Origin of the sequence: Pseudomonas sp. Root562, assembly GCF_001427125.1 — a bacterium.
Classification (GTDB): domain Bacteria; phylum Pseudomonadota; class Gammaproteobacteria; order Pseudomonadales; family Pseudomonadaceae; genus Aquipseudomonas.
In genome coordinates this window covers 131,968-155,408 of the sequence record NZ_LMGK01000012.1, presented here as the reverse complement: position 1 = coordinate 155,408, position 23,441 = coordinate 131,968, and the positions used below count along the sequence as shown (strand labels likewise).

Annotated in this window: 28 protein-coding genes; 10 read left to right on the top strand and 18 right to left on the bottom strand. The window is 60.5% G+C overall.

Features of this window, described 5'->3' with window-relative positions; translation table 11 throughout:
- The first annotated feature begins 282 nt into the window (after positions 1-282).
- The 4 genes from ftsY (at position 283) to rpoH (ending at position 4,392) form a co-directional block, all read left to right on the top strand.
- Complete coding sequence (gene ftsY / locus ASD60_RS10805; RefSeq protein ID WP_056853993.1) at positions 283-1,737, top strand: signal recognition particle-docking protein FtsY; 1,455 nt, start codon at positions 283-285, stop codon at positions 1,735-1,737.
- Positions 1,734-2,405, top strand: coding sequence for a cell division ATP-binding protein FtsE (gene ftsE / locus ASD60_RS10800; RefSeq protein ID WP_038575060.1), 672 nt, complete (start codon positions 1,734-1,736; stop codon positions 2,403-2,405). Before ftsY ends, ftsE begins: the two co-directional genes overlap by 4 nt.
- A complete protein-coding gene (gene ftsX / locus ASD60_RS10795) occupies positions 2,402-3,424 on the top strand; it encodes a permease-like cell division protein FtsX (RefSeq protein WP_056853992.1) in 1,023 nt (340 codons plus the stop codon). Before ftsE ends, ftsX begins: the two co-directional genes overlap by 4 nt.
- Positions 3,425-3,537: 113 nt before the next feature.
- Positions 3,538-4,392: an RNA polymerase sigma factor RpoH gene (gene rpoH / locus ASD60_RS10790; RefSeq protein WP_056853991.1), complete on the top strand. Its 855-nt coding sequence runs from the start codon at positions 3,538-3,540 to the stop codon at positions 4,390-4,392.
- 68 nt (positions 4,393-4,460) lie between these two features.
- On the opposite strand, the gene mtgA is transcribed toward rpoH, so the two are convergent.
- Positions 4,461-5,183 carry a monofunctional biosynthetic peptidoglycan transglycosylase gene (gene mtgA / locus ASD60_RS10785; protein ID WP_056853990.1) on the bottom strand — a complete coding sequence of 241 codons (723 nt, stop codon included), beginning with the start codon at positions 5,181-5,183 and terminating at the stop codon, positions 4,461-4,463.
- Between the two features lie 74 nt (positions 5,184-5,257).
- On the opposite strand from mtgA, the gene ASD60_RS10780 reads away from it, so the two are divergent.
- From ASD60_RS10780 to trmB, 4 genes are all read left to right on the top strand, one after another.
- On the top strand, positions 5,258-5,629 hold the full coding sequence (locus ASD60_RS10780; protein ID WP_056853989.1) for a DUF423 domain-containing protein: 372 nt from the start codon (positions 5,258-5,260) through the stop codon (positions 5,627-5,629).
- Positions 5,630-5,818: 189 nt separating this feature from the next.
- Positions 5,819-6,019, top strand: coding sequence for a sulfur carrier protein ThiS (gene thiS / locus ASD60_RS10775; protein ID WP_007953386.1), 201 nt, complete (start codon positions 5,819-5,821; stop codon positions 6,017-6,019).
- 60 nt (positions 6,020-6,079) lie between these two features.
- Entirely contained in the window at positions 6,080-6,874 is a 795-nt protein-coding gene (locus ASD60_RS10770; protein ID WP_056853988.1) for a thiazole synthase, read from the top strand.
- 9 nt (positions 6,875-6,883) lie between these two features.
- Positions 6,884-7,609, top strand: coding sequence for a tRNA (guanosine(46)-N7)-methyltransferase TrmB (gene trmB, locus ASD60_RS10765; RefSeq protein WP_056853987.1), 726 nt, complete (start codon positions 6,884-6,886; stop codon positions 7,607-7,609).
- Between the two features lie 138 nt (positions 7,610-7,747).
- Here the strand turns inward: trmB and ASD60_RS10760 are convergent, their stop codons facing one another.
- The 9 genes from ASD60_RS10760 to ASD60_RS10720 all read right to left on the bottom strand — a co-directional run bounded on the left by ASD60_RS10760 (position 7,748) and on the right by ASD60_RS10720 (position 14,575).
- The gene (locus tag ASD60_RS10760) at positions 7,748-8,071 is read right to left on the bottom strand and encodes a DUF3392 domain-containing protein (RefSeq protein WP_056853986.1); all 324 of its coding nucleotides are present in this window, start codon (positions 8,069-8,071) and stop codon (positions 7,748-7,750) included.
- A gap of 9 nt (positions 8,072-8,080) precedes the next feature.
- Entirely contained in the window at positions 8,081-9,286 is a 1,206-nt protein-coding gene (hemW, locus tag ASD60_RS10755; RefSeq protein ID WP_056853985.1) for a radical SAM family heme chaperone HemW, read from the bottom strand.
- Positions 9,283-9,879: an RdgB/HAM1 family non-canonical purine NTP pyrophosphatase gene (rdgB, locus tag ASD60_RS10750; RefSeq protein WP_056853984.1), complete on the bottom strand. Its 597-nt coding sequence runs from the start codon at positions 9,877-9,879 to the stop codon at positions 9,283-9,285. Before rdgB ends, hemW begins: the two co-directional genes overlap by 4 nt.
- Positions 9,876-10,310, bottom strand: a complete 435-nt coding sequence (locus ASD60_RS10745; protein ID WP_056853983.1) for a DUF4426 domain-containing protein — start codon at positions 10,308-10,310, stop codon at positions 9,876-9,878. The genes rdgB and ASD60_RS10745 overlap by 4 nt, the downstream gene beginning before the upstream one ends.
- Positions 10,311-10,335: 25 nt before the next feature.
- Entirely contained in the window at positions 10,336-10,956 is a 621-nt protein-coding gene (gene metW / locus ASD60_RS10740; RefSeq protein ID WP_056853982.1) for a methionine biosynthesis protein MetW, read from the bottom strand.
- A gap of 7 nt (positions 10,957-10,963) precedes the next feature.
- A complete protein-coding gene (gene metX, locus ASD60_RS10735) occupies positions 10,964-12,103 on the bottom strand; it encodes a homoserine O-succinyltransferase MetX (RefSeq protein WP_056853981.1) in 1,140 nt (379 codons plus the stop codon).
- A 321-nt stretch (positions 12,104-12,424) separates the two neighbouring features.
- Entirely contained in the window at positions 12,425-13,012 is a 588-nt protein-coding gene (locus tag ASD60_RS10730) for a YggT family protein (RefSeq protein ID WP_056853980.1), read from the bottom strand.
- A 24-nt stretch (positions 13,013-13,036) separates the two neighbouring features.
- Positions 13,037-13,855, bottom strand: coding sequence for a pyrroline-5-carboxylate reductase (proC, locus tag ASD60_RS10725; RefSeq protein ID WP_056853979.1), 819 nt, complete (start codon positions 13,853-13,855; stop codon positions 13,037-13,039).
- Between the two features lie 33 nt (positions 13,856-13,888).
- Positions 13,889-14,575 (bottom strand): YggS family pyridoxal phosphate-dependent enzyme, encoded by a 687-nt coding sequence (locus ASD60_RS10720; RefSeq protein ID WP_056853978.1) that lies wholly within the window; start codon positions 14,573-14,575, stop codon positions 13,889-13,891.
- 56 nt (positions 14,576-14,631) lie between these two features.
- On the opposite strand from ASD60_RS10720, the gene ASD60_RS10715 reads away from it, so the two are divergent.
- The gene (locus tag ASD60_RS10715; protein WP_056853977.1) at positions 14,632-15,666 is read left to right on the top strand and encodes a type IV pilus twitching motility protein PilT; all 1,035 of its coding nucleotides are present in this window, start codon (positions 14,632-14,634) and stop codon (positions 15,664-15,666) included.
- Positions 15,667-15,928: 262 nt separating this feature from the next.
- Here the strand turns inward: ASD60_RS10715 and ASD60_RS10710 are convergent, their stop codons facing one another.
- Entirely contained in the window at positions 15,929-16,546 is a 618-nt protein-coding gene (locus ASD60_RS10710) for a C40 family peptidase (RefSeq protein WP_056853976.1), read from the bottom strand.
- Positions 16,547-16,795: 249 nt separating this feature from the next.
- Here ASD60_RS10710 and ASD60_RS10705 point away from each other — a divergent pair, with 249 nt between their 5' ends.
- The gene (locus tag ASD60_RS10705; protein ID WP_056853975.1) at positions 16,796-17,227 is read left to right on the top strand and encodes an NINE protein; all 432 of its coding nucleotides are present in this window, start codon (positions 16,796-16,798) and stop codon (positions 17,225-17,227) included.
- Positions 17,228-17,335: 108 nt separating this feature from the next.
- On the opposite strand, the gene ASD60_RS10700 is transcribed toward ASD60_RS10705, so the two are convergent.
- The 7 genes from ASD60_RS10700 to gshB all read right to left on the bottom strand — a co-directional run bounded on the left by ASD60_RS10700 (position 17,336) and on the right by gshB (position 23,350).
- Positions 17,336-18,607, bottom strand: a complete 1,272-nt coding sequence (locus tag ASD60_RS10700; RefSeq protein ID WP_056853974.1) for a dihydroorotase — start codon at positions 18,605-18,607, stop codon at positions 17,336-17,338.
- Complete coding sequence (locus ASD60_RS10695; protein WP_020797380.1) at positions 18,604-19,608, bottom strand: aspartate carbamoyltransferase catalytic subunit; 1,005 nt, start codon at positions 19,606-19,608, stop codon at positions 18,604-18,606. The genes ASD60_RS10700 and ASD60_RS10695 overlap by 4 nt, the downstream gene beginning before the upstream one ends.
- Before the next feature lie 27 nt (positions 19,609-19,635).
- On the bottom strand, positions 19,636-20,139 hold the full coding sequence (gene pyrR, locus ASD60_RS10690; RefSeq protein WP_056853973.1) for a bifunctional pyr operon transcriptional regulator/uracil phosphoribosyltransferase PyrR: 504 nt from the start codon (positions 20,137-20,139) through the stop codon (positions 19,636-19,638).
- A gap of 82 nt (positions 20,140-20,221) precedes the next feature.
- Positions 20,222-20,659 carry a Holliday junction resolvase RuvX gene (ruvX, locus tag ASD60_RS10685; protein ID WP_056853972.1) on the bottom strand — a complete coding sequence of 146 codons (438 nt, stop codon included), beginning with the start codon at positions 20,657-20,659 and terminating at the stop codon, positions 20,222-20,224.
- Positions 20,659-21,231, bottom strand: coding sequence for a YqgE/AlgH family protein (locus ASD60_RS10680; RefSeq protein WP_056853971.1), 573 nt, complete (start codon positions 21,229-21,231; stop codon positions 20,659-20,661). Before ASD60_RS10680 ends, ruvX begins: the two co-directional genes overlap by 1 nt.
- Before the next feature lie 201 nt (positions 21,232-21,432).
- Complete coding sequence (locus ASD60_RS10675) at positions 21,433-22,332, bottom strand: energy transducer TonB (protein WP_056853970.1); 900 nt, start codon at positions 22,330-22,332, stop codon at positions 21,433-21,435.
- 64 nt (positions 22,333-22,396) lie between these two features.
- Positions 22,397-23,350: a glutathione synthase gene (gene gshB, locus ASD60_RS10670; protein ID WP_056853969.1), complete on the bottom strand. Its 954-nt coding sequence runs from the start codon at positions 23,348-23,350 to the stop codon at positions 22,397-22,399.
- Positions 23,351-23,441 lie beyond the last annotated feature (91 nt).

Here is a 23,441-nt window from a genome sequence, read left to right as displayed (position 1 = left end):
ATACTGATCCGTTTTACTGGCGGCCACGCCTATCAGACCTTTGTGTGTGATCAGGTTGTTTGGGTTTGCGGCAGAAAGCTATGGTTTATCAACTAAACTCTGCGTTTTCGCCGATTATTACGCTTCAGTCCTTCGTGAAGTCGTTTTTTGCAAGGTGCCCGATTGCACCTCGACAAAATGTTGCGCGTGAACAAGCTGTAGCAATCGCAGTCTGTTCTGCATCGAATATTTATTTGCCGGGGCGCCCGTTGGCGCGTCGCTACCGTGAGATAGCCGTCCTCCATGTTTGGTTCCAACGACGACAAGAAGACCCCAGCTACGGCTGGCGAAAAGAAAAGCCTGTTCGGATGGCTGCGCAAAAAACCGCAGGAATCCGTCGTCGAACAGCCACAACCACTCCCTGAACCCACACCTGCGCCGGTAATAGAAGAAGCATCAGCGCCGGTCGTCCTGCCAATCGCCGAGCCGGTGCTGCAACCGACCGTCGAACCTGAACCGCAAATCGTTGCCGAACTGCCGCTGACCCCGGCCGCAGAACCCTGGCTGACCTTGCCCGTGGCGGAAGAGCCGGTGGCGTTGGTCGAAGACGAGCTGGCGCCCCATGTAACGCCGCCGATTCCTGCTCCGAGTGCCTTTGCCCCCGAGCCAGTGCCGGTTGTCGCACCGGTCGTTGAAGCGGTCCCGGAACCGGTGGCACCGGTTGTCCAGATGCCTGAGCCCGAACCTGCACCTGCACCTGTCATCGAGCCGGTGGCCGTTGCCCCGGTTGAAGTTCCGGTCGAGCCTGTACGCAGCGAAGAAACCAAAGCCGGTTTTTTTGCCCGACTCAAGCAAGGTTTGTCCAAGACCAGTGCCAGCATCGGCGAAGGCATGGCCAGCCTGTTCCTGGGCAAGAAAGCCATCGATGACGAACTGCTCGATGACCTGGAAACCCGTCTGCTGACCGCCGACGTTGGGGTAGAGGCCACTTCGGTGATCATCCAGCGCCTGACGCAGAAGGTCGCGCGCAAAGAACTGGCCGATGCCGACGCCCTCTACAAATCCTTGCAAGCCGAATTGGCGGCGATGCTCAAGCCGGTCGAACAACCGCTGAAAATCGCCTCGCAGAACAAGCCGTTCGTGATCCTGGTGGTGGGCGTCAACGGTGCCGGCAAAACCACGACCATCGGCAAACTGGCGAAGAAACTGCAACTGGAAGGCAAGAAAGTCATGCTCGCCGCCGGTGACACCTTCCGTGCTGCGGCGGTGGAGCAATTGCAGGTCTGGGGTGAGCGCAACAAAATCCCGGTCATTGCCCAGCACACCGGCGCGGATTCGGCTTCGGTCATCTTCGATGCCGTGCAAGCCGCCAAGGCCCGTGGCATCGATGTTCTGATCGCCGACACCGCCGGTCGCCTGCACACCAAAGACAACCTGATGGAAGAGCTGAAAAAGGTCCGCCGGGTGATCGGCAAGCTCGACGCCGACGCGCCACATGAGGTGCTGCTGGTACTCGATGCCGGCACCGGGCAGAACGCTATCAATCAGGCCAAGCAATTCAACCAGACCGTCGAACTGACCGGCCTGGCGCTGACCAAGCTTGACGGGACCGCCAAGGGCGGGGTGATTTTTGCCCTGGCCAAGCAGTTCGGCCTGCCGATCCGCTACATCGGTGTCGGTGAAGGCATCGACGATTTGCGCACTTTTGAAGCTGAACCCTTTGTCCAGGCACTCTTTGCCGAACGGGAGCGTTCATGATTCGTTTCGAACAGGTCGGTAAACGCTACCCGAATGGTCACATCGGCTTGCATGAGCTGAGCTTTCGAGTCCGTCGCGGCGAGTTTCTGTTTGTCACCGGCCATTCCGGTGCCGGTAAAAGTACGCTGTTGCGGCTGTTGCTGGCGATGGAGCGTCCCACCAGCGGCAAACTGCTGCTCGCCGGGCAGGACCTGAGCACCATCAGCAACGCACAGATCCCATTCCTGCGCCGGCAGATCGGCGTGGTGTTCCAGAACCATCAGTTGCTGTTCGATCGCACGGTGTTCAATAACGTCGCATTGCCGTTGCAGATCCTCGGTTTGTCCAAGGCGGAAATCGCCAAGCGCGTGGACTCGGCGCTGGAACGTGTGGCGCTGTCGGACAAGACCGATTTGTATCCCGGCGACCTGTCCACCGGTCAGCAACAGCGCGTCGGCATCGCCCGCGCCATCGTCCATCGCCCGGCCTTGCTGCTGGCGGACGAACCGACCGGTAACCTCGACCCGCGTCTGGCGGCAGAAATCATGGGTGTGTTCGAAGACATCAACCGCCTGGGCACCAGCGTGCTGATCGCCAGTCACGACCTGGCCCTGATCGCGCGCATGCGCCACCGTATGCTGACGTTGCAACGCGGCCGATTGATTGGCGACGGGGAGGCCGGCGTATGAGTGCGACACGCAGTCCGAAGGTTTCCGAGCGCGTGGCCCCGAAGGCCGCCGATCCGCAGCCGCAGAAGAAAAAGCGCGATGACGATGATGGCCCGGACTTCGCCACACTGTTTCGCGCCTGGATTGAAAGCCATCGTGCCAGCTTGCTGGACAGCTTGCGCCGCCTGGGCAAGCAGCCGATTGGCAGTTTTTTCACCTGCATGGTGATGGCCGTTGCCCTGAGCTTACCCATGGGGCTGTCACTTTTGCTAAGTAACGTCGAGCGTCTGGGCGGTTCCTGGCAGCGTGCGGCGCAGATCTCCCTGTACCTGCAACTCGAAGCCAGCCCGGCTGAAGGTGAATCCCTGCGTGAGCAGATCAAGGCCATGCCCGGTGTGGCGGATGCCGAGTACGTGGGGCGTGATCAGGCTCTGGAAGAGTTCCAGCAGCAGTCCGGCCTGGGCGATGCGCTCAAGGAGTTACCGGAGAACCCGCTGCCCGGCGTGGTCCTGGTGACGCCGAACGAAGTCGACAAGCCTGCACTTGAAGCATTAAGACAAAAACTTTCCGAACTGCCCAGGGTACAACAGGCGCAACTTGATCTAGTCTGGGTCGAGCGTCTGGCAGCCATCCTCAAGCTCGGTGACCGCTTTGTCTTTGGTCTGACCGTGCTTCTGGTTTCTGCATTACTTTTGGTGATAGGCAATACCATTCGTCTTCATATTGAAAACCGCCGCACCGAGATAGAAGTGATTAAACTCGTGGGCGGCACTGACAGCTATGTGCGCAGGCCCTTTCTCTATATGGGTGCGTTGTATGGTTTCGGTGCAGGGCTGCTTTCCTGGGGGCTGTTGGCGTTTGGTCTGGACTGGCTGAACGATGCGGTCGTCGGGCTGGCCGGTTTGTATGGCAGCGATTTCGCGCTGGCCGGCGTACCGGTGGCCGATGGTCTGTCTCTCTTGCTTGGCGCGGTGCTGTTGGGTTATATCGGTGCATGGATTGCAGTCGCACGTCATCTCAGGGAGTTGGCGCCGAAGTAGAATCTTTTTTGCGCGTGATTGACCTTGCAGTTTTTAGGGGAACTTGTCTTTTGGTTTCCGGTCAATTTTCGCAGTGCCACTGGCACGAGTATGTAAGTCGGAGGTTTTTTCGTATGACCAATTCTTTGCAGCCTGCATATGCTCTGGTCCCGGGTGCGAACCTGGAGGCCTATGTGCACACCGTCAACAGCATTCCATTGCTGACGCCGGAGCAGGAGCGTGAACTGGCCGAGAGTCTCTATTATGAGCAGGATCTTGAGGCGGCTCGGCAGATGGTGCTCGCCCACCTGCGTTTTGTCGTACATATCGCCCGTAGCTATTCCGGCTACGGCCTGGCTCAGGCTGACCTGATCCAGGAAGGCAACGTCGGCCTGATGAAGGCCGTGAAGCGCTTCAACCCGGAAATGGGCGTGCGCCTGGTGTCCTTTGCCGTTCACTGGATCAAGGCGGAAATCCACGAATTCATCCTGCGCAACTGGCGCATCGTGAAAGTCGCGACCACCAAGGCCCAGCGCAAGCTGTTCTTCAATCTGCGCAGCCAGAAAAAGCGTCTGGCCTGGTTGAACAACGAGGAAGTGCATCGTGTGGCGGAAAGCCTCGGTGTAGAGCCTCGGGAAGTGCGTGAGATGGAAAGTCGCCTGACTGGCCACGACATGGCCTTCGACCCGGCTGCCGAAGCCGACGACGACAGTGCGTTCCAGTCGCCGGCCAATTATCTGGAAGACCACCGGTACGACCCGGCGCGTCAGCTGGAAGACGCCGACTGGAGCGACAACTCCAACCACAACCTGCACGAAGCGCTGGAAGTGTTGGACGACCGCAGCCGTGACATCCTCTACCAGCGCTGGCTGGCGGAAGAAAAAGCCACGCTGCACGACCTGGCGCAGAAGTACAACGTTTCGGCCGAGCGTATTCGTCAGCTTGAGAAGAGCGCGATGAACAAGCTCAAGGTGTCGATCGCCGCGTAACCCGGGCACCAGCAATAAAAAACGCCCCGATCATTGATCGGGGCGTTTTTGTGTGTGCCCATTATTGGTTATTGAGCCCAAGGCGCCCGGCGCGAATCGTTGAGGCCAACCAGATAACTCTCACCACCCAACTGACTCATCTGCCGCCGAATCCAGCCTGCGCGCCGCGCCACGTATCCCGTCGGATGACTGGCACTCCACACCCGCGGATTGGGCAGGACCGCCGCCAGCAAGCTCGATTGCTGGCGGCTGAGGCCTTTGGCGCTGACGCCAAAATGGTGCCTGGCCGCAGCCTCGGCACCGAACACACCGTCATCCCACTCGACACTGTTGAGGTACACCTCGAGAATCCTCTGTTTGGGCCAGAACACTTCGATCAGTCCGGTGAACCAGGCTTCCAGGCCTTTGCGCAGCCAGCTGCGACCGGACCACAGGAACAGGTTTTTCGAGACTTGCTGGCTCAGGGTGCTGGCGCCGCGGATCGAGCCGCCGAGTTCGTTATGGGCCAGTGCCGCCTTGATCGCATTCACGTCAAAGCCCCAGTGTTCGGGGAATTTCTGATCTTCGCCGGCAATCACTGCGACTTTCAGGTCATCGGAAATTTCATCCCACGGCTTCCACGAGCGTTGCAGGTCGATGGGCTCGCCATCGATCCAGGATTCGATCTTGCGCTCGACCATCAGCGCCGTCCCCGGTGGCGGCACCACGCGAAAGATCAGCACCAACAGGACGCTGCCGCCCATGAACCAGAGCACGGCCTTGGTGAAACGACGGAAATAGATACGCAGCATAGAGATGGCTTGGCCGAACCCGTGGAGCGGGCCATTATACAGACCCTGTAGATTGAGTCTGACTGGAGTTCTTCATGCTGCGTGGCTTTCTGATGCTGGCCGCTTTTTTCGGCTTCACCGGTGTCGGCCTTGGGGCGTTTGCGGCCCATGGCCTGAAAAACCGTCTGAGCGCCGAGTACCTGGCGATTTTTCATACCGGCGTCACCTATCAACTGGTGCACACTCTGGCGTTGCTGGGTGTCGCGTTGCTGGCCACGCAAATCCCCGGGCGCCTTGTGACGTGGGCTGGTGCATCGTTTGCCATCGGCATCCTGCTGTTTTCCGGCAGCCTGTATGTGCTGACGCTGACCGGAGTCAGCAAGCTTGGCATCATCACGCCATTTGGCGGGCTGGCGTTTCTGGTGGGCTGGTTTTGCCTGGGCCTCGCCGCCTGGCGGTTGAGCTGACCTCTGTAGGAGCGAGGCTTGCCCGCGATGGACGTGAACGATAACGCGTGCTTGCTGATTAAACGCGTTGTTCTGGCATCCATCGCGAGCAGGCTCGCTCCTGCAAGGTGTGTGACTGACGAATGGCTTGGGTCGGCCTGACTGATCGGGCTAGAATGCCAGCCCCTAAAAATGATGGCGGCATCCGGCATGCGCATTCAGTTGAACGGCGAATCCTTTGAACTGCCCGACGGTGAAACCGTTGCGGCCCTGCTGACCCGCCTGGACTTGACCGGACGCCGGGTGGCGGTCGAACTCAATCTGGATATCGTCCCGCGCAGTCAGCATGCAGATACCACCCTGAACGACGGCGACAACGTCGAAGTCGTGCACGCCATCGGCGGCGGCTAGTCGCCTCGGCCGAAAGGCCGCAGCATTCAGCAAGTACCTCACTCCTACAGAGGATTTCCCATGAGCATCGTTCGTAGCGACAAGCCTTTCGTCCTGGCCGGTCGTACTTACCAGTCGCGTTTGCTGGTCGGTACCGGCAAGTACCGTGACATGGAAGAAACCCGCCAGGCCATCGAAGCCTCGGGTGCCGAGATCGTCACCTTCGCCGTGCGTCGCACCAACCTCGGGCAGATCGAGGGCGAGCCGAACCTGCTTGAAGTGCTGTCGCCGGATCGCTACACCTTCCTGCCGAACACCGCCGGTTGCTACGACGCGATCGAGGCCGTGCGCACTTGCCGCCTGGCCCGTGAGCTGCTCGATGGTCACAACCTGGTAAAGCTGGAAGTGCTGGCCGACCAGAAAACCCTGTTTCCCAACGTGATCGAAACCCTCAAGGCCGCAGAAACACTGGTCAAGGAAGGTTTCGATGTGATGGTCTACACCAGTGATGACCCGATTATCGCCCGTCAATTGGCAGAAATCGGCTGCATCGCCGTCATGCCGCTGGCCGGTCTGATCGGTTCGGGGCTGGGGATCTGCAACCCGTACAACCTGCAGATCATCCTCGAGGAAGCGAAAATTCCGGTGTTGGTGGATGCCGGTGTCGGTACCGCTTCCGACGCCGCCATCGCCATGGAATTGGGCTGTGACGCGGTGCTGATGAATTCGGCGATCGCCCACGCGGGGCAGCCGGTCATGATGGCCGAAGCCATGAAACACGCGATCGTCGCGGGCCGCCTGGCCTACCTCGCCGGCCGCATGCCGAAAAAACTCTATGCCAGCGCCTCTTCGCCGCTGGATGGTCTGATCAAGTAAGAGCCATTGATGACTGAATCGAACGACACGCCTATCCAGACGGAAGAAGGCGACGAGCGCCAACACCGCCGCATCAAGAGTTTCGTGATGCGCGCCGGGCGCATGACCGAAGGCCAGCAGCGCGGCCTGGAACAGGGCGCAGCGAAATTCGTGTTGCCGCTGGCCGACGCACCGGTGGATTTCGACCAGGTGTTCGGTCGCTCGGCACCACGCTCGCTGGAAATCGGTTTTGGCATGGGCCATTCATTGCTGGAGATGGCAGCAGCCTCGCCGGAACAGGATTTCATTGGCGTCGAGGTTCACCGTCCGGGTGTCGGCGCGCTGCTCAATGGCGTGTTGACCCAGGGTTTGACCAACCTGCGGGTCTACGATTGCGACGCCATCGAAGTGCTCAACCGCTGCATCGCTGACAACAGCCTTGATCGTCTGATGCTGTTCTTCCCGGACCCGTGGCACAAGAGCCGTCACCACAAGCGTCGCATCGTTCAGGCTTCGTTCGCTGAGCTGGTACGCAGCAAGCTGAAGGTGGGCGGCATTCTGCACATGGCCACCGACTGGGAACCGTATGCCGAGTACATGCTGGAAGTGATGAGCGTCGCGCCGGGTTATCGCAATCTCGCCGAAGACGGCAAGTGCGTACCCCGTCCGGCCGAACGCCCGATCACCAAGTTCGAACGCCGTGGCGAACGTCTTGGGCATGGCGTGTGGGATCTGAAGTTCGAAAAGCAGTCCTAAATCGCGCCATAGCTGATCGTTCCCACGCTCCGCGTGGGAATGCCTCAACGGACGCTCCGCATTCGGCTTTAAAAGGGGCGCAGAGCGTCCCGGGCTGCGTTCCCACGCAGAGCGTGGGAACGATCAATGGCCAGGGAATCAGCGGCGGTCCGCGACTACGCCGATGAGTACCAGCACCACCAACAACACCGGCGCCAGGCTGTAGTTGTTGAACTGGCTCAAGCCCCGAACGATCCATGGCGTGGCGTAGATCAACGCTGCGCCGCTACCCACCATGCACAACAGGGCCATCAGCGGCACGCGCAGGGCGCCGGCGATGCTGCCCAGGCGTTGCTCGACCCAGCCTTTGAAATCCGCACCGAACAGCACCAGCAGGCAACCCACCAGGGCTAGGGCGATTTCCGAGAGGTTGCTGCGGCTCCAGCGAGACACGGTGGCAAGCAGGTCGAGTACCAAATCCATTCGATTTCCTTATGTCAGAAATTTCTGCAGCAAGTCGTTGAGGAAGAGTTGTCCGCGCTCGGTGGCTACCAGACGTGACGGTTCGACCTGCAACAGGCCGCTTTGTTCGGCTTCCCGGCGGCCTTCGGCAAGGCTTTCCAGGGGCATGCCGGTACGTTCTGGATAGAGCCGCGATTCGACGCCTTCCGTCAGGCGCAGCGCGTTCATCAGGAACTCGAACGGCATCTCATCGTTGTTCAGGGCTTTCTCGCCGGCCTGGAAGCTTTTCGCCGGATTCAAATAGTCCTTCGGCAAGCGAGTCTTCCATGTGCGGATGATGCGGCCGTCCGGATGGCTGAGTTTGCCGTGGGCACCGGCACCGATGCCGATGAAATCGCCGAAACTCCAGTAATTGAGGTTATGCCGCGCCGGTCGACCTGGCAGGGCATAGGCCGAGACTTCGTATTGCGCGTAACCGTGCTCGGCGAGTAGCGCCTGGCCTGCCTCCTGGATGTCCCACAACGTATCGTCTTCCGGCAGCGTCGGCGGCTGGTTCCAGAATACGGTGTTGGGTTCCAGGGTCAGTTGGTACCACGACAGGTGCGTGGGTTTCAGGGCAATGGCCGTGCGCAGGTCCGCCAGAGCGTCTTCCAGGGACTGATCCGGCAAGCCGTGCATCAAGTCCAGGTTGAAGTTATCGAACCCGGCCTGACGTGCCATGCCAGCAGCGCGTACCGCTTCGTCACCATTGTGAATGCGGCCCAATGCCTGGAGTTTTTCCTGCTGGAAGCTCTGGATGCCGATCGACAGGCGATTGATCCCCAGTTTCCGGTAGGCCACGAACTTGTCCTGTTCGAAGGTGCCGGGGTTGGCTTCCAGGGTGATTTCGATATCGTCGGCAAACGCGATGCGCTGTTCCACGCCTTTGAGCAAACGCCCCAGGGCTTGGGCGCTGAACAGGCTCGGCGTGCCGCCACCGAAGAAGATCGAGCTCAGCTCACGCCGATGAACGGCATGCAGGTCCTGATCGAGATCGGCCAGCAACGCGTCGACATACTCTTCTTCCGGCAGCACAGGACTGGCAGTGTGGGAGTTGAAGTCGCAATAAGGGCATTTGCGTACACACCACGGAATGTGGATGTACAGCGCCAGGGGCGGCAGCACTGACAGCGCCGCCCGAGGCGTTTGCGCATCGCCGCCGAAGATCAGTGGCGATGCTGTGGATTCACCGGTCATTTCAAGCCCAGGCGCTGGCGCAGCAGATCCATTGCACGGGCGCGGTGGCTGATCCGGTTCTTGTCGGCAGGGCTCAACTCAGCGCTGGAGCACTCGCGTTCCGGCACCCAGAACAGCGGGTCATAGCCAAAACCGTGTTCGCCGCTGGCCTGGTTCAGGATGCGCCCGTGCCACAGGCCTTCACAGAGGATCGGCAGCGGATCGTCGGCGTGACGCACCAGCGCCAGCACGCAGACAAACTGCGCACCGCGTTCGGTTTCAGGCACGTCCTTCAAGACGTCGAGCAGCTTGGCGTTGTTCGCCGCATCGCCTTTGCCGTCGGCATACCGCGCCGAGTAGATGCCCGGCGCACCGCCGAGGAAGTCCACCGCCAGCCCGGAATCGTCGGCCAGCGCCGGCAGGCCGGAAATGCGCGCGGCATTGCGGGCCTTGAGGATGGCGTTCTCGACGAACGACAGGCCGGTTTCTTCAGGCTCGATGCTGCTGAACTCGCCGATCGAGCGCAGTTGCACCGAGTCGCCGAGCATGGCCTGGAGTTCCTTGAGTTTGCCGGCGTTATGGCTGGCCAATACGAGATGCGTGAAGTTGATCATTGGCCGGGGAATAGCTCTTGGTTGAAATTGATGGTGTGGATTTTGTCACCGGTCTGCACCTTGATGTCGAAGGTGCGGTTTTCCTGTTGCTCCACCGGGAATTGGGCGATGTAGTAGATCGCGCCCTGTTCAGTGATCTGGCGGAAGTTCAGGTTCACGCTCTGGCTGGTGAGGTCCTTGACCGTGCCGCTGACCTGAGCCATTTGTGGCTTGCCGTCCTTGAGCACGGAAATATTGATGACGCCCTGGTTCTTGCTGCGGGTAAGCTCTGCGGCTTTGGCGATGTCGGGCGTCAGATACGTGGAGTTGAAGGTGTTGTAGTGCACCGTCACGTCGCCAAACTTTTCCTGGCGGTCACCCTTGATGGTGTCAGCAGCCATGGCGGTGACGCTCAGGCAGGCAGTAAGTAAAAACAGCGCTAGACGACCCATGATCGTTCTCCTCGAATGTGGTGGATCAGACCGCGACCTTGTGGTCTGCAAGCCCCGGGCTGCTGACGCGGTAAATACCGATCTCACCTAACAGATTAGGCCATAGCTTACTGGCCCACCCGTGCCGATGCTGTTGATCCACGGCAAGCCGATCAATGACCTTGGCTTCACGTTCGCGACACAAGGCTTCAAAGTCGGCGAAGGTGCAGAAGTGGATGTTCGGCGTGTTGTACCAGGTATAAGGCAGGAACTCGGAAACCGGCATCCGGCCCTTGCTCGCCAGGTACCAGCGGCAGCGCCAATGGCCGAAATTCGGGAACGTGATGATGCACTGGCGACCGACCCGCAGCATTTCGTCGAGGATCCTGTCCGGATAGTGCACCGCTTGCAGCGCTTGGGTCATGACCACGACGTCGAAGCTGTTGCTGGCGAAGTTGCCCAGGCCCTTGTCCAGGTCCTGCTCGATGACGTTGATGCCTTTGGCCACGCACGCGGCGATATTGTCCGCATCGTTTTCCAGGCCGTAGCCGGTGACTTGCTTGTTGTCGCGCAGCCAGGTCAGCAGTTCACCGTCGCCGCAACCAAGGTCGAGCACGCGGCTACCGGCGGGGATCCATTCCTGGATGATTTCCAGATCAGCTCTCATGGCTATCTCACAACGTAATGCGGTTCATGTAGTTGCCGAACGCCTGCAAGTAACGCGGGATCGGGATCAGGAAGGCGTCATGACCTTGCGGCGCATCGATTTCCAGATAACAGACGTCCTTGCGTGCAGCCATCAGTGCGTCCACCAGTTCCCGCGAGCGGGCAGGCGAGAAGCGCCAGTCGGTGGTGAACGACATCACGCAGAATTTTGCCGTGGCGTTTTCGAAGGTTTTTGCCAGGTTATCGTCGAAGTTGGCTGCCGGATCAAAGTAATCCAGGGCCTTGGTCATCAACAGATAGGTGTTGGCATCGAAGCGCCCGGAGAACTCTTCGCCCTGATAACGCAGATAGCTTTCAACCTGGAACTCGACACTGTGGAAGTCGTAGTTGAGCTTTTCGCTTTTCAGGCCGCGGCCGAATTTCTCGCCCATGGAATCATCGGACAGATAGGTAATGTGCCCGACCATTCGCGCCAGCATCAGGCCGCGCTTGGGAATCACGCCGTGTTCCTGGAAGGAGCCGCCATGGAACTCCGGGTCTGTGAGAATCGCCTGGCGCGCCACTTCGTTGAAGGCGATGTTCTGCGCCGACAGTTTGGGGGCCGAGGCGATGGCCAGGCAGTGGCGCACGCGATCCGGATAAGTGATGGTCCACTGCAACGCTTGCATGCCACCCAGGCTGCCACCGATGACAGCGGCCCATTGGCCGATGCCCAGCAGATCCGCCAGGCGCGCCTGGCTGTGCACCCAGTCTTCCACGGTGAGCACCGGGAAGTCGGCGCCAAACGGCTTGCCGGTTTCCGGGTTGACGCTGCTCGGGCCGGTAGAACCGTTGCAACCGCCGAGGTTGTTCAGGCTGACCACGAAGAACTTGCTGGTGTCGATCGGCTTGCCGGGGCCGATGCAGCTGTCCCACCAACCGGGTTTGCGGTCGTCGACGCTGTGATAGCCGGCAGCGTGGTGGTGACCGGACAAGGCGTGGCAGATCAGCACGGCGTTGCTCGCTGAAGCATTCAGCGTGCCGTAGGTTTCGTAAATCAGGTCATAGGCTGGAAGCGAACGGCCGCAGGCCAACGCCAGGGGTTCGCTGAAGTGCGCCATTTGCGGCGTCACCAGACCAACAGAATCGGGGGGAAAGGCAGCTGGCATCGACCCTGCTCTCGTTGAAATGAGGCGTAAGTCTAAAGACCGCTGCCCCTAGCAGCAAGCAACTACCCGCGATGATCGTTCCCATGCTCTGCGTGGGAACGCGGCCAGGGACGCTCCGCGTCGCAAAGAGCCGAACGCGGAGCGTCCGCAGAGGCGTTCCCACGCAGAGCGTGGGAACGATCATGAAGGCCGGGCCTGTTTTTCCTGTTACATCGGGGCGCTGCCTTCGCGGGCAAGCCTCGCTCCTACAGAAGTCATATACGTCCTGTAGGAGCGAGGCTTGCCCGCGATGAACGATGACGCGGTCCAGCTGCGAACGAGTCAGATCAGGCCAAACAATTCCTTCGGCATCAGCGCGTAGTAAGCCAGGCGCGGGATCAGCCAGCTTTGCAGCAACTGCAACGCGATGAAGGCGAAGATCGGCGAAATATCGAGGCCGCCCAGGTTCGGGATGATCCGGCGGAACGGTGCAAGTACCGGCTCGGTGATCTGCTGCACCAGTTCCGCCCCCGGGTTATGACTGCCCGGAGCGACCCAGGACAGGATCACACTGATGATCATCGCCCAGAACAGGATCTTCAAGAACAGCGCGAAGATACCGATCAGCGCCCAAGGCGCCAGGAGCAGGGCGTCGACCGAGTAGCCACTGAGCAGCAGGATGACCGCGAACAGCGCCATTTGCACCACCAGGGCCAGGACCAGCGACGACATGTCCAGGCCGAACATGCTCGGGATCACCCGGCGCAGTGGCTTGAGCAGCGGTTGAGTGGCTTTCACGGCGAACTGGCAGAGCGGGTTGTAGAAGTTGGCACGCACCAGTTGCAGGATGAATCGCAACAGCACGATCAGCAGATACAGGCTGCCCAGGGTTTGAATCACAAAAATGGCAGCGTCATTGAGTCCGAGCATTATTGATTCCTTATTGAGAGCTGATTAGCGGCCAAGTTGCTCAGCCATCTCGGCGGAGCGGTGCGCGGCGGCGCCCAGTGCTTTTTCGACCAGGGCTTCGAAACCGTTGGCCTGGAACGACTTGATAGCGGCTTCCGTGGTGCCCGCAGGCGAGGTCACGCGGCGACGTAATTCCGCGGCGTCGACGTCACTGGATACCGCCATGTGTGCAGCGCCCAGGGCGGTTTGCAAGGTCAATTGCGCGGCGATGTCCGCTGGCAGGCCGAGTTTCACGCCTGCGGCGGTCATGGCCTCGATCAACAGGAAAAAGTACGCCGGGCCGGAGCCAGAAACGGCGGTGACCGCATCCAGTTGCTGCTCTTGGTCCAGCCACAGGGCAATGCCGACTGCGGACAACAGCTCCTGGGCTTGCTGACGCTGCTCGGCTGTCACTTCGGCGGTGGCGAACAAGCCGCTGACACCCTGGCGCAACAGTGCCGGCGTGTTGGGCATGCAACGCACGATGGGCTGGGCACCGAGCCAGTTGTTCATGCTGGCGCAAGTGATGCCGGCGGCAATCGACACCACCAGCTGGTTGGACTTGAGGCTTGGGCGGATGGCCTCGCAAACGGCTTTCATCGCCTGGGGTTTGACCGCCAGTACGACCACATCGGCGCCATCGATGGCCTGGGCGTTGTCGGCGAATACTTCGATGCCATGCTCGGCGCTCACGCGGGCGCGGGTTTCTTCACCCGGATCACTGGCGCGGATCTGCGCCGCATCCAGACCTTTGGCCCGCAGGCCACCGATCAGGCTGGCGGCCATGTTGCCGGCACCGATAAAGGCAATACGCGTCTTGCTCATGTCAGGTCCTTATTCAGAAGTGTCTCAGCCATGTTACGGCTGACTGTAGTCGCGAGCGCCGAACAGTGCCGTACCGATACGGACCCAGGTGGCGCCCTGGGCAATGGCCGATTCAAGATCGTGGCTCATGCCCATGGAAAGTGTGTCGAGCGGCAGGTTGAGGCTGGCTTGCAGGCTTTGCACGGCCGCGAAGGCGGCATCCTGTGCGGCGCGATCTTCGGTCGGCTCAGGGATAGCCATCAGCCCGCGCAACTTCAGGCGCGGCAGGGCACTGATGGCATTAGCCAGGGCCGGCAGATCGTCGGGGGTGCAGCCGGATTTACTGGCCTCGCCACTGACATTGACCTGGATGCAGATGTTCAGTGGCGGCAAATCGGCAGGGCGTTGTTCGGACAAGCGTTGTGCGATTTTCAAGCGATCCACGGAGTGTACCCAATCGAAATGCTCGGCAATGGCACGAGTCTTGTTCGATTGAATGGGGCCGATGAAGTGCCAGATCAAGGGCAGGTCGGCCAGTTCGAGCTGCTTGCCCAACGCCTCCTGCAGGTAGTTTTCACCAAAGTCGCGCAGGCCGGCGGCATAGGCTTCGCGCAGGGCTTGTGCGGGTTTGGTTTTGCTCACGGCCAGCAGCTGGACGCTGTTTTCGACGCGATTGGCGGCGAGTGTTGCGGCATGTATGCGCGAACTAACCTGAAGAATGTTGTCTGCTATCGTGGACATCAAGAGGCGCCAGCGGTCTGAAGGTTCGCGGCATTCTACTGGAATTGAGAGACGCTATGGATATCACTGAACTGCTCGCCTTCAGCGCCAAACAGGGCGCATCCGACTTGCACCTGTCAGCGGGCCTGCCGCCGATGATTCGGGTCGATGGCGATGTACGACGGATCAATCTGCCGGCACTGGATCACAAGCAAGTGCAGGCGTTGATCTACGACATCATGAACGATACCCAACGGGTGGATTTCGAAAAGCACCTGGAAACCGACTTTTCCTTTGAAGTGCCCGGCGTGGCCCGCTTTCGGGTCAACGCGTTCAACCACAGTCGCGGTGCGGGCGCTGTGTTTCGCACGATTCCGTCCCGGGTCCTGAGCATGGACGAGCTGGGCATGGGCGACGTGTTTCGCAAAATGACCGACGCACCTCGTGGCCTGGTGCTGGTGACCGGCCCGACCGGCTCCGGCAAGTCCACCACGCTGGCGGCGATGATCGATTACCTGAACAACCATCGCCACCACCACATCCTTACCATCGAAGACCCGATCGAGTTTGTCCACGAATCGCGTAAATGCCTGATCAATCAACGTGAAGTCCACCGCGATACCCGCAGTTTTGCCACGGCGCTGCGTTCGGCCCTGCGCGAGGACCCGGACGTGATCCTGGTGGGCGAGATGCGGGACCTGGAAACCATTCGCCTGGCGCTGACCGCTGCGGAAACGGGTCACCTGGTGTTCGGCACGCTGCATACCACGTCGGCGGCAAAAACCATCGACCGGATTGTCGATGTGTTTCCGGGTGATGAAAAATCCATGGTGCGCTCAATGCTCTCCGAATCATTGCTGGCGGTGGTGTCGCAGACACTGGTGAAGAAAATCGGCGGTGGGCGCATGGCGGCCCATGAGATCATGCTGGGGACGTCGGCGATCCGTAACTTGATCCGCGAAGACAAGGTGGCGCAGATGTACTCATCAATCCAGTCGGGCGGGTCGCTGGGGATGCAGACGCTGGATATGGGCTTGAAGGATTTGGTGACCAAGGGGTTGGTCAGTCGCGAGCATGCACGGGAGAAGGCGCGGTCGCCGGATGGTTTTTGAGAATTGAAATGCAACCGTGGCGAGGGAGCTTGGATGATCGTTCCCACGCTCTGCGTGGGAACGCCTCAACGGACGCTCCGCGTTCGGCTCTTGGGACGCAGAGCGTCCTGGGCTGCATTCCCACGCAGAGCGTGGGAATGATCCTAATGCAATCGTGGCGAGGGAGCTTGCTCCCGCTGGGTTGCGAAGCAGCCCCAAAAAGCGGGAGCGCTACGCTCTCCAGCGGGAGCAAGCTCCCTCGCCACAAGTGCTCGCCGTCCAATCAGCGTTGAACAACCCGCAACTGATTTTGTTCTTTCGGCAGAACCCGCTTGGCAACCACGTAGTGGCTTTCCCAGTACGGTTTCTTCAAGGTGTCGATGGTCACCGACTTGCCACGGCGCGGCGCGTGGATGAAGCGGTCGTTGCCCAGGTAGATGGCAACGTGATTGACTCGACGGCTCTTGATGTTGAAGAAAATCAGGTCGCCCGGCTTGAGGTCCTTGCGATCGACTTTCTCGCCATGACCGCTGGCCATGGCATTGGAAGTACGTGGCAGGTCAAACGTGGCGTCGTTGAACGCGTACTTTACCAGGCCGCTGCAGTCGAAGCCTTTGCTCGGGCTGCTGCCGCCCCAACGGTACGGCGTACCGAGGACGTTGACCGCACGGCTGAGCACGTTGCTGCTTTCCTTGGTTGCCATCGGTGGCACCAGGCTGCTTTTGCTGGTCAGCTCTGGAGCCGTTCTGAGCGCTTTCTTGCTTTTGCTCGAAGGAGCAGAAGCATGGGATTTTGGGGTGTAACCATTAACGTTTGGAAGACGTTGCTCACGATTGGTGGCGTGGGCGGCCAGTGGCATCAAAAGGCAAATGGTTAGCCATGTCTTGAAAAATGAACGCATTAGGCAAGGCTCGAATAGGTGAACGCGCAACTTTATAACAGCTTTTTTTGCCCTTCCGAGGCCGTTGGTCGATTCAATTCGCGTCCAACGGAACTAAAAAAGCGGCAATTGGACGCAATTGTCCGACAGAAGTCCGGTGTTATAAGGCTTTGACGGGAGCGAAGGTACCATTTGCCGTATGTCGGGTGCCCGTAAAAAAGTCACAAAGAATTCAAGAATATTTATCTATCGTGTGAATCGAGGTCATCCATGAACACCTATCAACCGCCTGTTCCGCATCAAGACACCCACAGCAAAGTGATTGGTTATCTGCTGTGGATTTTCGGTTTCACCGGCGCCCACCGGTTTTATTACGGCAAGCCGGTGACCGGGACGATCTGGTTCTTCACCTTGGGTTTGCTGGGCATTGGCTGGTTGATCGACCTGTTCCTGATCCCGGCCATGGATCGTGAGGCAGACCTGCGTTTTACCGCTGGGCCAATCGAATACAACGTCGCGTGGATTCTGTTGACGTTTCTGGGGGTGTTCGGTGTGCACCGGATGTATCAGGGGAAGTGGATCAGCGGATTGCTGTACCTGCTGACCGGCGGGTTGTTTTTCCTGGGAGTGTTGTATGACTTCTGGACGCTGAATGATCAGGTGTCTGTTCGCAATGCGCAGAACAGAGGTGCCTTCCAGTAGTTGTGGCGAGGGAGCTTGCTCCCGCTGGGTCGCGAAGCGACCCCAAAGGTCTGCTGCGCAGCCCAGCGGGACGGTGCGGCGTTCCGACAAGCTCCCTCGCCACAGGTCTCAAGCCTGGTGGCTGATTCGACCATCTACCAATGTGAAGCGCACCACACCCGGCAGGCTGTGCCCAATGAACGGGCAGTTTTCGCCTTTGGACAGCCATGTCTCACCGGCCACGGTCGAGGCCGCAGGGTCGAACAGCACGATGTCCGCCGGGCCACCTACCGCCAGTTTGCCCGCCGGCAGGCGCAGCGCCTCGGCAGGTCCGGTGCTCAATCGCGCCAACAACGTCGACAGGTCCAGCAAACCGTCTTCCACCAGCGTCATTGCCAATGGCAATAGCAGTTCAACACTGCTGATGCCCGGCTCGGTCGCGCCGAACGGCGCCAGTTTGGCGTCCCGTTCGTGGGGTTGGTGATGGCTGGAAATGGCTGAGATCACTCCGGATTTCACTGCCTCACGCAGACCATCGCGGTCGGCGCGGGTGCGTAGCGGAGGCTGGACGTGATACAGGCTGCTGAAATCGATCAGCGCTTCATCGGTCAGGATCAGTTGATACAACGCGACATCGGCGGTGACCTTCAAACCCCGGGCCTGGGCCTGGGCGATCAGGGCCACGCCGCGAGCGCTGGTCAACTGGCTGAAGTGCGCGCGCACGCCGCTTTGTTCGACCAGCAACAGGTCGCGGGCCAGGGCCACGGTCTCAGCGGTTTCCGGAATGCCCGGCAGGCCGAGGAAACTGGCCGTCGGGCCTTCATGGGCCAGGCCGCCTTCGGCCAGGTCGTGATCCTGGGAGTTGAAAATCACTGTCAGGTCGAAGGTTGCTGCATATTCCAGCGCCCGGCACAGGGTGCGGGTATTGCGGAAACTCTCCAGACCGTTGCCGAAGGCCACGCAACCGGCATCGCGCAAGGCGACCAGTTCCGCCAGCTGTTCGCCGTCCAGGCCTTTGCTCAGGGCGCCGATCGGGAAGACTTTGGTGTTGCCGGCTTCGCGGGCGCGGTCGAGGATCAGTTCGGCCACGGCCGAGGTGTCCAGCACCGGTTTGGTTTTCGGTGGGCAGCACAGGCTGGTGACACCCCCGGCCGCTGCGGCACGGGTTTCGCTGACAATCGAGCCTTTGCGGCTGTAGCCCGGCTCACGCAGGGCGACGTTGAGGTCGACCAGACCCGGGGCGGCCACCAGACCTTTGGCATCGATGGTGTCGACCGCGACAAAACCGGCCGGTGCGGCGCCAAGGGCAACGATCTTGCAGGCTTCAATGTGAATATCGGTAACTTGATCCAGACCGCTGGCGGGATCGATGACGCGTGCGCCGAGAATGCTGAGCTTCACTGAACGTTCTCCTGCTCGAATTGGCGCTGCGCTGTTTGTCCGCTCATGGCCATGGACAGCACAGCCATACGAATCGCGATGCCGTAGGTCACTTGATTGAGGATCACCGAGTGCGGACCGTCGGCCACCGCCGACTCAATCTCCACACCACGGTTGATCGGCCCCGGGTGCATGACGATGGCATCGGGTTTGGCGCCGGCCAGGCGCGCTGTGGTCAGGCCGAACAGGCGGTAGAACTCGCCTTCGCTCGGCAGCAGGCCCCCGGTCATGCGCTCGCGCTGCAGGCGCAGCATGATCACCACGTCAACATCCTTCAGGCCTTCGGTCATGTCGGTGTAAACCTTCACACCGTATTGCTCGATACCGATCGGCAGCAGGGTTTTCGGTGCAATCACGCGGATGTCCGGGCAGCCGAGGGTTTTCAGCGCGAGCATGTTCGAGCGCGCGACCCGCGAGTGCAGGATGTCGCCGACGATGGCCACCGAAAGGTTTTCGAAGCCGCCCTTGTGCCGGCGGATGGTCAGCATGTCGAGCATGCCCTGGGTCGGGTGCGCGTGACGGCCGTCGCCGCCGTTGATGATCGCCACTTGCGGGCAGACATGTTCGGCGATGAAGTGCGCGGCGCCGGAGTCACCGTGACGCACGACGAACATGTCGGCAGCCATGGCTTCGAGGTTGCGCAGGGTGTCGAGCAGGGTTTCGCCCTTGCTCGCCGACGATGTCGATACGTTGAGGGTGATCACGTCAGCCGACAACCGCTGGGCCGCCAGTTCGAAGGTGGTGCGGGTGCGGGTCGAATTCTCGAAGAACACGTTGCACACGGTCTTGCCGCGCAGTAGCGGGACTTTCTTTACAGCCCGGGCACCGACTTCGAGGAAGGAATCGGCAGTGTCGAGGATTTCCGTCAGCAGCTCGCGGCGCAAGCCGTCGAGCGAGAGGAAGTGGCGCAGCTGGCCCTGATCATTGAGCTGCAGCGGGCGCTTGGTGTCTAGAGGCGTCATCGCGAGGGGGACTCTCAATAGGGCGAATTAAAGGGCGAGGTCTTGCAGTTCGAGCGCAAGCTCCGGGCCGGACAGCTTGACGCGCTCGTGGGCGGCCAGCGACAGCGTCGCGCCGACCACGTTCGGGCGAATCGGCAACTCGCCGGCGTCCAGGTCCAGCAGGCACACCAGCGTCACGCTGGCCGGGCGACCGTAGTCGAACAGTTCGTTCATCGCGGCGCGGATGGTGCGCCCGCTCATCAGAACATCATCGATCAACACCAGGTGCTGGCCTTCGATTTCGAACGGCAGGGCTGAGGGGCGTACTTGCGGGTGCAGGCCGTTCTGGCTGAAATCGTCGCGGTAGAAGGAAACGTCCAGGGTGCCGAGTGGCTCCTCGCTGCCCAGCTCCTTGAGCAGGGCCTGGGCGACCCAGACACCGCCGGTACGAATGCCGATGTAACGCGGTTCGCTGATACCACGGTGTTCCAGGTGGGCCTTCAGGCGCGTGGCCATCTGGCTGATCAGTTCGGCAGGATTGGGCAGGCTCATGGTTGCTCCTTCTTGGACCCGAGCCGGTGCTGCTTGTACGGCAGGCTCGGGTTGTAGCTAAGAGAGGCGGGTTAGCGACTCGTCAGGATTCGAACAGTGCAGTGTTTTCGTCGAGCCAGCCTTGCAGCAGCAGGGCCGCGGCAATGGCGTCGACCGGGTTGTCGCGGTAGCTGCCCTTTTGTCCGCCGCGATCACGTCGTTCACCTTTGGCTTCGAAGGTAGTCAGGCGCTCATCGTGGGTATAGAAGGGCAGGTTGAAGCGGCCGTTGAGGCGGCGGGCGAACTTCTCGGCTCGCAGGCACATCTCGCTTGGTGTGCCGTCCATGTTCAGCGGCAGGCCGACCACCACGGCGTCCGGCTTCCACTCTTTGATGAGCGCTTCAACCTGGTCCCAGTCGGGGATGCCGTTTTGTGCTTTCAAGGTGCACAGCTCGCGGGCCTGGCCGGTAATCACCTGGCCGACCGCGACGCCGATCTGTTTGGTGCCGTAGTCAAAACCGAGAATCAGCCGCAGGGCCATCAGGCGTGCCCCGCCTGGCTGGTCAGCAGGCTGAGGTTGACGCCCAAATGCTTGGCCGCTGCCTCCAGACGCAGTTCGCTGCTGGTGTTGAACAGAATATCGGCGTCGAACGGGCAGGTCAGCCAGGCGTTTTGTGCCAGTTCGGCCTCCAATTGCCCGGCTTCCCAGCCGGCATAACCGAGGGCGATCAGGCTTTTCGCCGGGCCGACGCCATCGGCAATGGCAAACAGCACATCCTGAGAGGTCGACAGGGACAGCTCGCCTTCCAGATCAACGGTCGCCTGAAAGGTTTTGCCCGAAGGATGCAGGACAAAGCCGCGATCGGTCTGCACCGGGCCGCCAATGAAGATCGGCACATGCTGGCAGAGGACCGGCGGTTCTATATCGGGACGCAATTGCTCGAGAATATCGGCCAGGTTCAGGTCTTGCGGACGGTTGACTACCAGCCCCATGGCACCATTGGCCGTGTGCTCGACGATGTAGGTCAAGGTGTGCGCAAAGTTCGGGTCGGCCATGTGCGGCATGGCGATCAGGAATTGATGCTTGAGGTAGCTGGGGCTGACGTTTTTCATGAGCGCTAGTGTGGCGTTGGAGGGGCGAACTGACAAGCTGAGGATGCGTAGGAAATGCCGCAAATTCCCGCTGACGACTCACATTTCTGTGGGAGTGAGCTTGCTCGCGATGTTCGTCAACGATAACGCTGGGCCCATGACACCCCGTGGTGCTCTCAGGTTCATCGCGAGCAGACTCGCTCCTACAGGGGGGGGCGTACATCAATTGCTGGAGAGCCGATCGCCGCGCGCAAACTTCCAGGTGCGGATGATTTCCAGTCGGTCGACGTCCGAAAGATCCCCGGTAAACGGTGCGAACGGCGCCGCCAGCCGCACAATGCGCTGGGCTGCCTGGTCGAGCAGCGGCTGGCCGGAAGATTCGAGCACCAGTACCTCATACAGCGAACCATCGCGGTTGATCGACACCATCAGACGCAAATTGCCATAAATCTGCTTGCGCCGGGCTTCGTCGGGATAGTTGAGGTTGCCGATGCGCTCGACCTTCTTGCGCCATTCATCTTTGTACCAGGCGCCCTTGTCGCGCATGGTCGAAGCGGCACTCAGGCGGTGGATGCGCGGGCGTTTGGCGTAAAGCTGTTGCTCGTTGGCCAGTTCGGCTTCCAGGCTGGCGATATCGCTGGACAGCTGTTCGGTGTCGAATGTTGGCGCGGCCACCGCAGGTTTGGTGACGGGCTTGGGTTCTTCGGTTTTGCTGGCGGCTTTCTTCGGCTTCGGCGCGACCGTGGTCACGGCAGCCTTGGGCGGTGCTTCCTGCTGTTCAGGCTTGGCCGCTGGCGGTGGCGTGACTTTCTTCACCTTGTTGTCCTGGAACGGTGCGATTTCAGTGGTCTTCGGGACCGCTTTTTTATCCAGGGTGCCGCTGCCCTGCTGATTCTCCTGAGCAAGAAAATCGGCCTTTTCAGGTTTCTTTTCGCTTTTGAAGGTAGCGAGGGTGATTTCCAGGGTTTTGCTGATCTGCTTGGGTTCGACCACGGCGAACCCGACGCCGAGCAGCAAGGCCAGGTGAATCAATGCCGCCAGGAACAGGGTAAAACCGAGGCGATCGGCCGGGCGCACGCCACGGTGGGCGAGTTCAGCTGGCAGATCGGACGGGAGGGTCATGACAAGGAAACCAACATCGCGTTTTCACAGGCCGCGCATGATAACGCAATGTTGGTTTGGCTAATCAACGAGCCTTGAGCTTCTGATCGATGGCATCCATCAGCATGCCGCCAATGTCGGTCCCGAAGGCATTGTCGATCTCGCGAATGCAGGTCGGGCTGGTGACGTTGATTTCCGTCAGATGCTCACCGATCACGTCGAGGCCGACGAACAGCAGGCCTTTTTCGCGCAGGGTCGGGCCGACTTGCGCAGCAATCCAGCGATCCTTCTCGGTCAGCGGACGCGCTTCGCCGCGGCCACCGGCAGCGAGGTTGCCACGGGTTTCGCCAGCGGCGGGAATGCGCGCCAGGCAGTAATCCACCGGCTCGCCGTCGATCATCAGGATGCGCTTGTCGCCATCGACGATGGCCGGCAGGTAACCCTGGATCATGATCTGTTGCTGGCCGTGCAGGGTCAGGGTCTCGAGGATCACCGACAGGTTCGGGTGGCCCGCAGTGTGGCGGAAGATCGAGGAGCCGCCCATGCCATCCAGCGGCTTGAGGATCACGTCACCGTGATGATCGGCGAACTCGCGCAGCACGTCCGGGCGACGGCTGACGATGGTCGGCGGCGTGCACTGCGGGAACAGCGTGGCGAACAGTTTCTCGTTGCAGTCGCGCAGGCTCTGCGGCTTGTTGACCACCAGCACGCCGGCGCTTTCGGCCTGCTCCAGCAGATACGTGGAGTAAACAAACTCCATGTCGAATGGCGGATCCTTGCGCATCAGGATCACATCCAGGTCGCTGAGCAGCGCATCGCTTTCAGCGCCCAGCTCGAACCATTTTTCCGGGTTGGCGAACACTTGCAACGGACGCATCCGCGCCCGTGCCTGGCCTTCGGCCTGGTACAGGTCACGCTGTTCCATATAGAACAGTTCCCAGCCACGCTTCTGCGCGGCCAGCAGCATGGCCAGCGAGCTGTCCTTTTTATAGGAGATGCTGGCAATTGGGTCCATGACAATCCCGACGCGAACGCTCATGGGTTTTTCCTCGAAATTTGGGGGCCGGTGCCGATCCCCTGTAGGAGCGAGCCTGCTCGCGATAAACCTGAGAGCGCCTCGGGGTGTCGGC